At 73.5% G+C, this 12,542-nt stretch carries 13 protein-coding genes; 7 read left to right on the plus strand and 6 right to left on the minus strand.

Going from position 1 to position 12,542, the window contains the following annotated elements:
* Window positions 1-648 (minus strand): biotin carboxylase N-terminal domain-containing protein (locus BM237_RS26805; RefSeq protein ID WP_281253955.1); only part of this gene is annotated, 648 nt, incomplete at its 3' end.
* Window positions 649-1,024: 376 nt separating this feature from the next.
* Here BM237_RS26805 and BM237_RS26810 point away from each other — a divergent pair.
* Window positions 1,025-1,543: a hypothetical protein gene (locus BM237_RS26810; protein ID WP_093852329.1), complete on the plus strand. Its 519-nt coding sequence runs from the start codon at window positions 1,025-1,027 to the stop codon at window positions 1,541-1,543.
* Here BM237_RS26810 and BM237_RS26815 read toward each other — a convergent pair.
* The 4 genes from BM237_RS26815 to BM237_RS26825 all read right to left on the minus strand — a co-directional run bounded on the left by BM237_RS26815 (window position 1,524) and on the right by BM237_RS26825 (window position 4,272).
* On the minus strand, window positions 1,524-2,138 hold the full coding sequence (locus tag BM237_RS26815) for a nucleoside triphosphate pyrophosphatase (RefSeq protein ID WP_093852330.1): 615 nt from the start codon (window positions 2,136-2,138) through the stop codon (window positions 1,524-1,526). The genes BM237_RS26810 and BM237_RS26815 overlap by 20 nt on opposite strands.
* 50 nt (window positions 2,139-2,188) lie before the next feature.
* Entirely contained in the window at window positions 2,189-2,308 is a 120-nt protein-coding gene (gene mmpB / locus BM237_RS30585; protein WP_369126572.1) for a morphogenic membrane protein MmpB, read from the minus strand.
* Between the two features lie 90 nt (window positions 2,309-2,398).
* A complete protein-coding gene (locus BM237_RS26820) occupies window positions 2,399-2,614 on the minus strand; it encodes an acyl-CoA carboxylase subunit epsilon (protein ID WP_093852331.1) in 216 nt (71 codons plus the stop codon).
* 50 nt (window positions 2,615-2,664) lie between these two features.
* Window positions 2,665-4,272, minus strand: coding sequence for an acyl-CoA carboxylase subunit beta (locus tag BM237_RS26825; RefSeq protein WP_093852332.1), 1,608 nt, complete (start codon window positions 4,270-4,272; stop codon window positions 2,665-2,667).
* 131 nt (window positions 4,273-4,403) lie between these two features.
* On the opposite strand from BM237_RS26825, the gene BM237_RS26830 reads away from it, so the two are divergent.
* From BM237_RS26830 to hutH, 5 genes are all read left to right on the plus strand, one after another.
* The gene (locus tag BM237_RS26830; protein WP_093852333.1) at window positions 4,404-5,282 is read left to right on the plus strand and encodes a biotin--[acetyl-CoA-carboxylase] ligase; all 879 of its coding nucleotides are present in this window, start codon (window positions 4,404-4,406) and stop codon (window positions 5,280-5,282) included.
* 169 nt (window positions 5,283-5,451) lie between these two features.
* A complete protein-coding gene (locus BM237_RS26835; RefSeq protein WP_093852372.1) occupies window positions 5,452-6,522 on the plus strand; it encodes an adenylate/guanylate cyclase domain-containing protein in 1,071 nt (356 codons plus the stop codon).
* A gap of 190 nt (window positions 6,523-6,712) precedes the next feature.
* Window positions 6,713-7,513: an enoyl-CoA hydratase/isomerase family protein gene (locus tag BM237_RS26840; protein ID WP_093852373.1), complete on the plus strand. Its 801-nt coding sequence runs from the start codon at window positions 6,713-6,715 to the stop codon at window positions 7,511-7,513.
* 107 nt (window positions 7,514-7,620) lie between these two features.
* Window positions 7,621-8,829, plus strand: a complete 1,209-nt coding sequence (locus BM237_RS26845; protein ID WP_093852374.1) for a GGDEF domain-containing protein — start codon at window positions 7,621-7,623, stop codon at window positions 8,827-8,829.
* 120 nt (window positions 8,830-8,949) lie between these two features.
* On the plus strand, window positions 8,950-10,506 hold the full coding sequence (gene hutH / locus BM237_RS26850) for a histidine ammonia-lyase (RefSeq protein ID WP_175541147.1): 1,557 nt from the start codon (window positions 8,950-8,952) through the stop codon (window positions 10,504-10,506).
* On the opposite strand, the gene BM237_RS29460 is transcribed toward hutH, so the two are convergent.
* A complete protein-coding gene (locus BM237_RS29460) occupies window positions 10,487-10,837 on the minus strand; it encodes a hypothetical protein (protein WP_093852335.1) in 351 nt (116 codons plus the stop codon). The two genes, hutH and BM237_RS29460, sit on opposite strands and share 20 nt — an antisense overlap.
* A 409-nt stretch (window positions 10,838-11,246) precedes the next feature.
* Here BM237_RS29460 and BM237_RS26860 point away from each other — a divergent pair, with 409 nt between their 5' ends.
* Window positions 11,247-12,527, plus strand: coding sequence for a L,D-transpeptidase (locus BM237_RS26860; RefSeq protein ID WP_093852336.1), 1,281 nt, complete (start codon window positions 11,247-11,249; stop codon window positions 12,525-12,527).
* Window positions 12,528-12,542 lie beyond the last annotated feature (15 nt).

The following is a 12,542-nucleotide window of genomic DNA, read 5'->3' on the forward strand; positions in this document are numbered from 1 at the left end:
GGTGTCGGCCAGGCACTGGGTCTCCACGTGCCGGGGCCGGTCCAGGTAGCGTTCCACGAAGCACTCGCCGCGGCCGAAGGCGGCCACCGCCTCGCGGACGGCGGAGTCGTACAGCTCGGGGACCTCCTGAAGGGTGCGGGCGACCTTCAGGCCGCGGCCGCCGCCGCCGAAGGCGGCCTTGATGGCGATGGGCAGGCCGTGTTCGGTGGCGAAGGCGACGACCTCGTCCGCGCCGGCCACCGGGTCGGGGGTGCCGGCCACCAGCGGGGCGCCGGCGCGCTGGGCGATGTGGCGGGCGGCGACCTTGTCGCCCAGGTCGCGGATGGCCTGCGGCGGGGGGCCGATCCAGGTCAGTCCGGCGTCGAGGACGGCCTGGGCGAAGTCGGCGTTCTCCGACAGGAAGCCGTAGCCGGGGTGGACCGCGTCGGCGCCGGAGTCGGCGGCGGCCTTGAGGACCTTGGCCATGTCCAGGTAGCTGGTGGCGGGGGTGTCACCGCCGAGCGCGAAGGCCTCGTCCGCCGCCCGCACGTGGAGCGCGTCCCGGTCCGGGTCGGCGTAGACGGCCACGCTCGCGATCCCGGCGTCCCGGCAGGCCCGGGCGACCCGGACAGCGATTTCACCGCGATTGGCGATGAGCACCTTGCGCACGATGGCTTCCTCCTTGGCGCTGGGCCGCAACATATGAGCGATGTGAGTTTAGGTATCGGCGACACCGCAGGCCGAGTCGCCCAGGGGGGTGAGCTTGCCCACACGGAATGTGATCCCGGAAGTCCCCGGGAGCTCAAATCCCTTGTGGGTACACGGTACGCCGCGATCTCGCGTCCGGCTGGAGATCTTCGGTGTGGTCAAGGTTACTGTCCGGCTGAGAAACGAGCGTCCCTGACTCTTTGTGGGATTCCTACGAAGGGAGGGGTGATTCTTTGCCGGGGCGCGAGGTCTTTCCCGAGCCGTTACCCGTTAGTAGCATGCGCGCTGTCGAAAGGGCCGCGCACCGCGCGCCCACGGGACGAGGGGTGGGGACGGGATGGCGCTCAGAAGGCCGGTGGCCCTGACGGCGGCCGCCGTGCTCGCGGCCGAAGCGGCCGGCGCCGGGTGGCTGCACTGGGTGCTGGGCCTCATGGTCGACCGTCAGGAGATGTCCCTGGCCGGGCTCGACCCGCATCTGATGGCCCTCTCGACATGGACCGGCGGTGTGCTCGTCGGCGCCTACCTGCTGCTGTGCGCCGCGCTGCTGCTGCGTACGGGGCTGGCCGACCGGCCGCCCGGCCGCCTCGCCCGAGCCCTGCTGGTCGCCGCGGCCGTGGTGCACGGGGTGCTCGGCGCCCTCGGTGTCGGGCTGGTGGGCTGGGCCGCGTTCGCGGCCATGATGCTCGTGCTGGGACTGCTGGTGCTGACCCTGGTGGCGTACGGCCCCCGCGGCCGTACGAAGGAGGTGCGGGAGCCGGGCGCGCCCGAGGGCCCGGACACGCCGGAGGGCCCGGAGGGATTCGGGGAGGCTCCGGCGGGACCGGCCGGGCCGTCCCTCACGCCCACAGCTCCGTGACGGAGACGCACAGTTCGGCCAGGAGGCGGCGCAGCAGCGGCAGCGACAGCCCGATGACGTTGCCGTGGTCGCCCTCGATGCCGTCGACGAAGGGGGCCGAGCGGCCGTCGAGGGTGAAGGCGCCCGCGACGTGCAGCGGTTCGCCGCTGGCGACGTAGGCGGCGATCTCCTCGTCGCTCGGCTCGCCGAAGCGGACGGTGGTGGCGGCGGTCGCCGAGACGCGGCGGCCGGTGGCCGTGTCCACCACGCAGTGCCCGGTCACCAGGACGCCCGCCCGCCCGCGCATGTCCTTCCAGCGAGCCGCGGCCTCCTCGGCGTCCGTCGGCTTGCCCAGCGGCCGCCCGTCCAGCTCCAGCACCGAGTCGCAGCCCACGACGAGCGCGCCCGCGGCCTCGGGGCGCCCGGCCACGGCGCCGGCCTTCGCCTCGGCCAGCAGCAGGGCCAGCTCGCCCGGGGTAGGGGCGTCCAGGGCGTCCTCGTCCACACCGCTGACGATCACCTCGGGCGCCATCCCCGCCTGCCTGAGCAGTCCGAGCCGGGCGGGGGACTGGGAGGCGAGGACGAGACGGCGGCGGGGCGCGTTGGTGTGGGCCATACGGCCCATCCTAGGAAGCCTCCCGGCGGCCCGGGGCCGGGGCCGCTCGCTCACAGCAGCAGGAAGACCGCCACCATGGCGACGGCGAGCAGCCAGCCGGTGCGGCGGAGCATCGCCTGGGTGGTGCGCAGCTCCTCGGGGGGTTCGTCGGCCGGGTCGGACCAGAGCATGCCCCGATCCTGCGCCACGGCCGGGCCGGGCGCCTGAGTACGCGTACTCAGGCGCCCGGCCGTGTGCGGTGTCTCTCGCCGACGGGCAGGTCAGGCGGGCCAGTACGCCGTCCGCCAGGCCCGCGGGCCCGGGTGCGGCAGGCGGTGGCCGGGGACGGTGCGGGCCGGGTCCGACCACTCCGAGCCGCGCTCGGCGGACCCGCCGGCCCCTTCCGCGGCCGCCAGGGCCGCGGCCCGGGTGCGCACCACCGCCAGGGCGGCGGCCAGTTCCTCGGGGGTCGGGTTACCGCGTACGACCTTGATCACGTCACGGTCTCCTCGCTGTCGCGGGCGGTCACAGAACGGTCATAGGGCGGTCAGAGCGGGATGTTGCCGTGCTTCTTCGGCGGCAGCGACTCGCGCTTGTTGCGCAGCGAGCGCAGGCCCCGCACGATGTGGCGGCGCGTCTCGGAGGGCACCACCACCGCGTCCACGTACCCGCGTTCGGCGGCCACGTACGGGTTGAGCAGGGTGTCCTCGTACTCGGCGGTCAGCTTCGCCCGCAGCTCCTCGCGCTCCTCGTCCGTCCTCGCCGCCGCCAGCGTCCTGCGGTGCAGGATGTTGACCGCGCCCTGCGCGCCCATCACCGCGATCTGGGCGGTGGGCCAGGCGAGGTTGAGGTCGGCGCCCAGGTGCTTGGAGCCCATCACGTCGTACGCGCCGCCGAACGCCTTGCGGGTGATGACGGTGATCAGCGGCACCGTCGCCTCGGCGTAGGCGTAGATCAGCTTGGCGCCGCGCCGGATGATGCCGCCGTACTCCTGGTCGGTGCCGGGCAGGAAGCCGGGCACGTCCACGAAGGTCAGCACGGGGACGTTGAAGGCGTCGCAGGTGCGCACGAAGCGCGCGGCCTTCTCGGAGGCGTCGATGTCCAGGCAGCCGGCGAACTGCATCGGCTGGTTGGCGACGATCCCGACCGGGTGGCCCTCCACCCGGCCGAAGCCGGTGAGGATGTTCGGCGCGAACAGCGGCTGGGTCTCCAGGAACTCGCCGTCGTCCAGCACGTGCTCGATCACGCCGTGCATGTCGTACGGCTGGTTGGCCGAGTCCGGGATCAGCGTGTCCAGCTCGAGGTCGGTCTCCGAGGTCTGAAGGTCCGCCTCCTCGGGGAAGGCGGGCGGTTCGGAGAGGTTGTTGGACGGCAGGTACGACAGCAGCGCCTTGACGTACTCGACCGCGTCCTCCTCGCCGGAGGCCATGTAGTGCGCCACGCCGGAGGTGGAGTTGTGGGTGCGGGCGCCGCCCAGCTCCTCGAACCCGACGTCCTCGCCGGTGACCGTCTTGATGACGTCGGGGCCGGTGATGAACATGTGCGAGGTCTGGTCGACCATCACCGTGAAGTCGGTGATCGCCGGGGAGTAGACCGCGCCGCCCGCGCACGGACCCACCACCAGCGAGATCTGCGGGATCACACCGGAGGCGTGGGTGTTGCGGCGGAAGATCTCGCCGTAGGCGCCGAGCGAGGCCACACCCTCCTGGATGCGGGCGCCGCCGGAGTCGTTGATGCCGATGACCGGGCAGCCGGTCTTCAGCGCGAAGTCCATCACCTTGACGATCTTCTGGCCGTAGACCTCGCCCAGAGCGCCGCCGAAGACGGTGAAGTCCTGGGAGAAGACGGCCACCGGGCGGCCGTCGACCGTGCCGTAGCCGGTGACGACGCCGTCGCCGTAGGGGCGGTTGGCCTCCAGGCCGAAGTTGGTCGAGCGGTGGCGGGCGAACTCGTCCAGCTCGGTGAACGACCCCTCGTCCAGGAGGAGTTCGATCCGCTCGCGGGCGGTCAGCTTGCCCTTGGCGTGCTGCTTGTCCACCGCGCGCGCCGAACCCGCGTGCGTGGCCTCCTCGATGCGCCGCCGCAGATCCGCGATCCTGCCCGCGGTCGTGTGACGATCCTGGTCCTCGGGGGCTGGGCTCTGCTGCTCGGACACGGGCTGCGGCTCCTCGTCGTGGCGTGCGGTCGTCGTGCGTCGTGCGTCGTGGCGTCTGGCTACCGACTCGTAGCGTATCGGCGCGGGAGTGGTCCGGCGGTGCGGCGTTTGCCACACCTAATCTGTCTTGCATGACACCGAACGACCCGTCGGACAGTCCCTGGTCGGACCTGGAGCGCCCCCCGCTGAACGCCGCCTCGCTGCGCCGTGCGCTGGTGCGGCCCGAATCGCTGTGGACCTCGCTGGAGGTGGTGGACTCCACCGGCTCCACCAACACCGACCTCGCCGCGCGGGCCGCCCGCGGCGAGGCACGGGAGGGGGAGGTGCTGGTCGCCGAGCGGCAGACCGCGGGGCGCGGGCGGCTGGAGCGCACCTGGACGGCGCCCGCCCGCTCGGGACTGTTCCTCTCCGTACTGCTGGCCCCCGAGGTGCCCGCCGACCGGTGGAGCTGGCTGCCGCTGCTCGCCGGGGTCGCCACCGCCTCCGCCCTGTCCCGCGTCGCCGGGGCGGACGTGGTGCTGAAGTGGCCCAACGACGTCCTGGTGCGCTCCGGGGACGAGGAGCGCAAGATCGGCGGCATCCTCTCCGAGCGGGTCGAGCGCCCCGGCGGCCGGGCCGCCGTGGTGCTGGGCGTCGGCCTCAACGTCACACTGCGTGAGGAGGAGCTGCCGGTGCCCGGGGCCGGTTCCCTGGCCCTGGCGGGCGCGCGCGTCACCGACCGCGACACCCTGTTGCGCGCGGTGCTGCGCTCCGTGGAGGAGTGGTACGGCCGCTGGCGGGATGCCGGCGGCGACCCGGAGACGAGCGGAGCGCGCGAGGCGTACACCGCCGGCTGCGCCACCCTGGGCAGGCGGGTGCGCGCGGTGCTTCCCGGGGAGCGCGAGCTGCTGGGTGAGGCGGTCGCGGTGGACGGCGCGGGGCGCCTGGTCCTGGCCGGCGCCGAGGGCGTGCAGCAGCCGGTGGGCGCGGGTGACATCGTGCACCTCAGGCCCGGTTCACAGGAGGCGTAGGGGCAGTCGCCGGGAGAGTGAGCCAGGGCACACCTGCCGTATCGTTGAGTCGACCCAGCGCGGCGGGCGTGGCGGCAGTGAGTGGATCGGAAGGGCAGTGGACGACTCGGGCACCCCAGCCGAAGAGCCGGCGACGGACGGCGAAGCGGACGGTGAGGCGGCCGGTGAGGTGACCGATGAGGCGGCCGGTGAGGCGGATCGTGAACAGGCCCCTTTGGAGGAGGACCCCCTCGCGCTCCGCATCGAGCAGCTGATCCTCGGCGCCGGCCGGCAGTACACGCCCTTCCAGGCGGCCCGCGCCGCCGACGTCCCCATGGAGCTGGCCGCCCGCTTCTGGCGCGCGATGGGGTTCGCCGACATCGGCCAGGCCAAGGCGCTCACCGAGACGGACGTGATCGCGCTGCGGCGGCTGGCCGGCCTGGTGGAGGCGGGACTGCTGAGCGAGGCGATGGCGGTGCAGGTGGCGCGGTCCACCGGGCAGACCACCGCACGGCTGGCCGAGTGGCAGATCGACTCCTTCCTGGAGGGCCTGACCGAGCCGCCCGAGCCGGGCATGACCCGCACCGAGGTGGCCTACCCGCTGGTCGAGCTGCTGCTGCCGGAGCTCCAGGAGTTCCTGGTGTACGTCTGGCGGCGGCAGCTGGCCGCCGCCACCGGCCGGGTGGTGCAGGCGGCCGACGACGAGGAGATGGTGGACCGGCGCCTGGCGGTCGCCTTCGCCGATCTGGTCGGCTTCACCCGGCTGACGCGCCGGCTGGAGGAGGAGGAGCTGGGCGAGCTGGTCGAGGCGTTCGAGACCACCGCCGCCGATCTGGTCGCCGCGCACGGCGGCCGGCTGATCAAGACGCTCGGCGACGAGGTGCTCTACGTCGCCGACGACGCGGGCACCGCGGCCGAGATCGGGCTGCGGCTGATCGAGACCCTGGCCAACGACGCGACGATGCCGGAGCTGCGGGTGGGCATGGCCCTGGGCACGGTCACCACCCGGATGGGCGATGTCTTCGGCAACACGGTCAACCTGGCCAGCCGGCTGACCTCGATAGCGCCCAAGGACGCGGTGCTGGTGGACGGCGCGCTGCGCGCCGAACTGGTGGCCGCCGGGGAGGCGCCGGAGTCGGAGAAGGAGACGGACGCCGACGCGCCGTACCGCTTCGCGCTGCGGCCCCTCTACCAGCGCCCGGTGCGCGGTCTGGGCGTCATCGAGCCCTGGCTGCTGACCCGCCGCACCCCCGGTTCCTGACCGCCGTTCGGCGGTTTCGCACCACCCCGGCTCGCGGCGCTGTCGTCCGCGTACCGCCGCTCGCCCCTGACCCGGCCCCTGACCCGCCGGGCGGGGCGGATGGCATGATGCGCCCGTACACCAGTGAGCGATCGTTAACCGGAAGGGCTGCGTGGACGACGTGAGCGAGGGCGAGGGCGTGAGCGAGGGCGTGGGCGAGGAGCGGTTCGGCGAGTGGGTCGCGGTGCGGCGGGAGCCGGAGGGGCACGTCGCCGAGCTGGTGCTGGACCGGCCGAAGGCGATGAACGCCGTCTCCACCGAGATGGCCCGGAACATCGGGGACGCCTGCGCCGCGCTCGCGGCGGACCGGCGGGTGCGCGCCGTGGTGCTCTCCTCCACCCACGAGCGGGCGTTCTGCGTGGGCGCGGACCTGAAGGAGCGCAACTCCTTCAGCGACGCCGACCTGTCCCGGCAGCGGCCGTACGCCCGCGCCGCCTACACCGGGGTGCTGGAGCTGCCGATGCCGACGATCGCCGCTGTGCACGGGTTCGCGCTCGGCGGCGGCTTCGAGCTGGCCCTGTCCTGCGACCTGATCGTCGCCGACCCCACCGCGGTGGTCGGCCTGCCGGAGGTGTCGGTCGGGGTGATCCCCGGTGGCGGCGGCACCCAGCTCCTGCCGCGCCGGGTGGGCGCCGCCCGTGCCGCGGAGCTGGTCTTCACCGCGCGCCGGGTGGAGGCCGGCGAGGCCCGCGAGATGGGCCTGGTCGACCATCTGGCGGCCCGCGGCGAGGACCGCGCCGAGGCGCTGGAGCTGGCCCGGCGCATCGCCGCCAACTCCCCGGTCGGCCTGCGGGCGGCCAAGCGGGCGCTGCGCACCGGATGGGGGATGAACCTGCGCGCCGGTCTGGAGGTCGAGGACGCGGCCTGGCGCTCGGTGGCGTTCTCCGGCGACCGGGCCGAGGGGGTCGCCGCCTTCAACGAGAAGCGGGCCCCGCGCTGGCCGGGGGAGTGACCCGGCGACGAGCGGGCACGAGCCCGGTGAGCCGGACGGGCCGGTGTGAGCCGGTCGGCGACCCGGAGTGAAGGCCCATAACCTGGGTCGTGTGGATCGGGTACGGCATGGGTGACGACGCGCGGCTGAGGACCGTGGTGGGGCTGGCGCAGGAGATGGCCGCCGCCCACACCCTGCGCGAGGTCGCCCGCACCGCGGCCGAGGGCGCGCGGGCCGCGCTGGGCGGCTCCTTCGCGGCCCTGTCCGTCTGGGAGCGCGAGCGCGGCCTGCTGCGGGTGCTGGTCAACACCGGCGAGCGGCGCGGGGACGAGGAGGAGTTCCCCGAGGACGAGACGTACCCGGTCCACGACTTCCCCGAGATCACCGGCCTGCGCCACGGGAACGGCCCGGGGGCCGGGACGCACGCCTGGGTGGAGACGGCCGCCGACGGGGAGCGGGCCTCTCGGTACGGCCCCGGGGCGCCCCGGGGAGGCCGGCCCCCGGCGCTGCGCCGGCGGGGGCGCGGCTGCTGTGTGGTCGCCCCGGTCGTGGTGGGCGGGCGGGCGTGGGGCGAGCTGTACGTGGCGCGCGAGAGTGGCCGGCCGGTCTTCGACCGTGCCGACGCGGACTTCGCCGAGGCGCTGGCCTCGGTGATCGCGGCCGGGATCGCCCAGACCGAGCGGCTGGAGGAGGCGCGCCGGCTGGCCTTCACCGACCCCCTCACCGGCCTGGCGAACCGCCGGGCGGTGGATGTGCGGCTGGACGAGGCGCTGGAGCGGCACCGCGCGGACGGGACGGTGGTCAGCCTGCTGGTCTGCGACGTCAACGGGCTGAAGGGGGTCAACGACGTGTTGGGCCACGATGCGGGCGACCGGCTGCTGGAACGTTTCGCCTCGGTGCTGTCCCTGTGCGGCGCGATGCTCCCGGACACCCTGGCCGCCCGGCTGGGCGGGGACGAGTTCTGTCTGCTGGCGGTGGGGCCGCCGGCGGACGAGGTGGTCCGGGTGGCGGACGAGGTGTGCCGCCGGGCGGCGGAGCTGGAGACGGGGCAGGGGGTGGCCTGCGGGGTCGCCTCGACGGGCGATCCGATAGGCCCGGTCCGCTCGGCCCGCCGGCTGTTCCGCCTCGCCGACGCCGCCCAGTACCGGGCCAAGGCCGCCCGTACCGACAAGCCGGTGGTGGCCGGGCGCGAGGGCGGCGGGGAGGCCGGTGCGGCCGGACGGGCGGAGGGCCCCGAGTACACCGGGGACGCCGTGGTCCGCCTGGCCGACCAGGCCGAGGAGGGGCGGATCGGGGCCCGGGGCGACCGCCGCCGGCTGCGCGGCCTGGACGTGTGAGCGCTCCAGGCGCGGGCCCGGGGGAGTACGCGGGTCCGGCGCGGGTCCGGTGCGGGCGGGCCGGGCGCGGTCCCGGCGAGGTCGTGACAGAACTCGATTCACTCTTTAGTGTTCCTGAATATGGATATGCAGAACCGTGTGGTGATCGGCTCCTCCGGCACCACCGCCGAGGACGTCGTAGCCGTCGCCCGCGGCCTGGCCCGCGTCGAACTGTCCGACGAGGCGCTGGCCGCCCTGACCGCCGCCCGCCGGATCGTCGATGACCTGGCCGCGGCCCCCGACCCCGTCTACGGCGTCTCCACCGGCTTCGGCGCCCTGGCCGTCCGCCACATCCCCGCCGGGCTGCGCGTACAGCTCCAGCGCAACATCGTCCGCTCGCACGCCGCCGGCATGGGCCCGCGCGTGGAGCGCGAGGTGGTGCGGGCGCTGATGTTCCTGCGGCTGAAGACCCTGGCCTCGGGCCGCACCGGGGTGCGGCCCGAGGTGGCCCGCGCCATGGCGGACCTGCTCAACGCGCGCATCACACCCGTCGTCCACGAGTACGGCTCGCTCGGCTGCTCCGGCGATCTGGCGCCGCTGTCGCACTGCGCGCTGGCCCTGATGGGCGAGGGCGAGGCCGAGGGACCCGACGGGCGGGTGCGGCCGGTGGCCGAGCTGCTGGCCGAGCACGGACTGGCCCCCGTCGAGCTGCGGGAGAAGGAGGGGCTGGCCCTCCTCAACGGCACCGACGGCATGCTCGGCATGCTGGTGATGGCCTGCGACGACCTCGCCCGGCTGCTGACCTGCGCCGACATCACCGCCGCCCTCACCCTGGAGGCGCTGCTGGGCACCGAGCGGGTGCTCGCGCCCGAGCTGCACGCCGTCCGCCCGCATCCCGGACAGGCCGCCTCCGCCGCCAACATGCTCAAGATCCTGGCCGGCTCCGAACTCACCGGCCACCATCAGGACGACGCCCCGCGCGTACAGGACGCCTACTCGGTGCGCTGCGCCCCCCAGGTCGCGGGCGCCGGACGCGACACCCTGGCGCACGCCCGTACCGTCGCCGAGCGGGAACTGGCCGCGGCCGTGGACAATCCGGTGGTGCTCCCCGAGGCGGGGCGGGTGGAGTCCAACGGCAACTTCCACGGCGCTCCGGTCGCCTACGTACTGGACTTCCTGGCCATCGCCGCGGCCGATCTGGCCTCCATCGCCGAGCGCCGCACCGACCGGCTGCTGGACCGCAACCGCAGCCACGGGCTGCCGCCCTTCCTGGCGGGCGACGCGGGCGTGGACTCGGGGCTGATGATCGCCCAGTACACCCAGGCCGCTTTGGTGAGCGAGATGAAGCGGCTGGCGGTCCCGGCCTCGGTGGACTCGATCCCGTCCTCGGCGATGCAGGAGGACCACGTCTCGATGGGCTGGTCGGCCGCCCGCAAGCTGCGCACCGCCGTCGACGGGCTGACCCGCGTGGTGGCCGTGGAGCTGTGCGCGGCCGCCCGCGCGGTCGAGCTGCGCGCGGCGGAGGGGCTGACCCCCTCGCCCGCCGCCTCGGCGGTGGTGGCCGCGGCGCGCGGGGCCGGTGTGCGGGGCCCGGGGGAAGATCGTTATCTGGCGCCGGAGTTGGCGGCGGCGGAGGCGTTCGTCCGCACGGGAGGGCTGGTGGCGGCGGCCGAGGCCGTCACCGGGCCACTGGCGTGAGCCCCTCGCGGCCGGTCCGGACGCGGGCGTTGACCAGCAGGGCGGCGCCCGCGCCGAGGAACCCGAGGCCGCCGACGAGATAGGGCGTGGTGTCGAAGCTGCCGGTGTCGGCCAGCAGCACCTCACCACCGGAGCCGGCCCGGGGCCGGTCCTGCGCGCCGGCCTGCGCGTCGGTCTGTGTGCCGGTCTGTGTGCCGGTCTGTGTCTGCGAGGCGGCGGTTCCGGCCGGTTCGCCGTCACCGGTGGCGTTCGCGGACGGTACGAACCACAGCCCGCACAGGAGGCCGCCCGCGACGGCGGCGGTCACCAGCGGTCGACGGTGTGCTCGCACGGAAGAGCCCCCTCGGGACAGCGGATCGGTGGTGCCGTGACCGATGCTAACGACGGGAGGGGGGCCGCGTGAAGGGCGGCCGGTACCCGCGGTCTCCCACCCCCGGCCGTCTCATGCGAAATCGGTCACATTGCCATATAAGCGCCGTGACAGGAGGAAAGTGCTGTGATGTGATCGGGTGTCATGGGCGGACGGGCCGCCGGTAACGATCCGGACCCGAGGGGGGAATTCCCGCCCGCCAGTGCAACCCCTGGTGACCGGAGGGTGTCTTACCCCACAGTCTTACCCTGGGTGGAACGGGTCACAGTTCCCTCGCGTTCTCGTACGTACGGCCGTGGGGTGGATGTCCCGCTTCGCCTTCACCGGACGGCGTGGGACGCGGAACGGGGAGCCAGAGGTTCGTCAGCGGATGGAGAAGCGTGTGATGAGGGACGGCAAGCGCCGCAGGAGCGTCGTGGCGGCGGCCGCGCTGCTCAGTGGAGTGCTCACACTGTCGGCGTGCGGGGGTGAGAGCGGCAGCGGCGGCGAGCCCGGCGCAAGCTCCGCGAAGAAGCCGGAGAAGGAACAGGCCAAGGTGGACAAGGCGGCGGCGGAGAAGTCCTCCGACGCCCGAATAGTCATCACGCCCAAGGACGGCGCGGACAACGCCAGCATCCACGCGGCCAAGGTCGGGGTGAAGAGCGGCAAGCTCACCTCGGTGACCATGAAGGCCGCCGCGACCGGCCAGGAGGTCGAGGGCACCCTCGCGGCCGACGGCAGCGGCTGGAAGCCCAACGGTCAGCTGCAGCGCGCCACCCGGTACACGATCTCCGCCGAGGCCGAGGACTCCGAGGGCCGCAAGGTGCTGGAGAACTCGACCTTCACCACGGTCTCGCCCAACAACAGCTTCATCGGCTACTTCACGCCCGAGGACGGCTCGACCGTCGGCGTCGGCATGCCCGTCTCCCTCAACTTCGACAAGGGGATCACCGACAAGAAGGCCGTCCAGGCCGCGATCGAGGTCAACACCACCAGCGGCCAGGAGGTCGTGGGCCACTGGTTCAGCGACACCCGCCTGGACTTCCGGCCCAAGGACTACTGGAAGGCCGGCTCCAAGGTCACCGTCGACCTCAACCTCGACGGCGTCGAGGGCGCGAACGGCGTCACCGGCGTCCAGGACAAGAGCTTCAGCTTCACCGTCGGCCGCTCCCAGGTCAGCACGGTCGACGTGAAGACCAAGACCATGGAGGTCGTCCGGGACGGCAAGACCGTCAAGACCTTCAAGATCTCCGCGGGCGCGCCGGAGACCCCCACCTACAACGGCCAGATGGTGATCTCCGAGAAGTACAAGGAGACCCGGATGAACGGCGCGACCGTCGGCTTCACCGACGACGACGGCAAGGGCGAGTACGACATCCCCGACGTGCCGCACGCCATGCGCCTGTCGACCTCCGGCACCTTCATCCACGGCAACTACTGGGGCGCCGACTCGGTCTTCGGCAACGTCAACACCAGCCACGGCTGCGTCGGCCTGAACGACGTCCAGGGCGCGGACGACCCCGGCCAGGACGGCGCCTGGTTCTTCAAGAACTCGCTCCTGGGCGACGTGGTCGTGGTCAAGAACTCGCCCGACAAGCAGATCGCCCCGGACAACGGGCTCAACGGCTGGAACATGTCCTGGGAGGACTGGAAGGCCGGATCCGCCCTCTGAGCCGCCCTCCGACCC

The organism is Streptomyces mangrovi, from assembly GCF_900114215.1.
In the GTDB taxonomy this organism is placed as follows: domain Bacteria; phylum Actinomycetota; class Actinomycetes; order Streptomycetales; family Streptomycetaceae; genus Streptomyces; species Streptomyces barkulensis.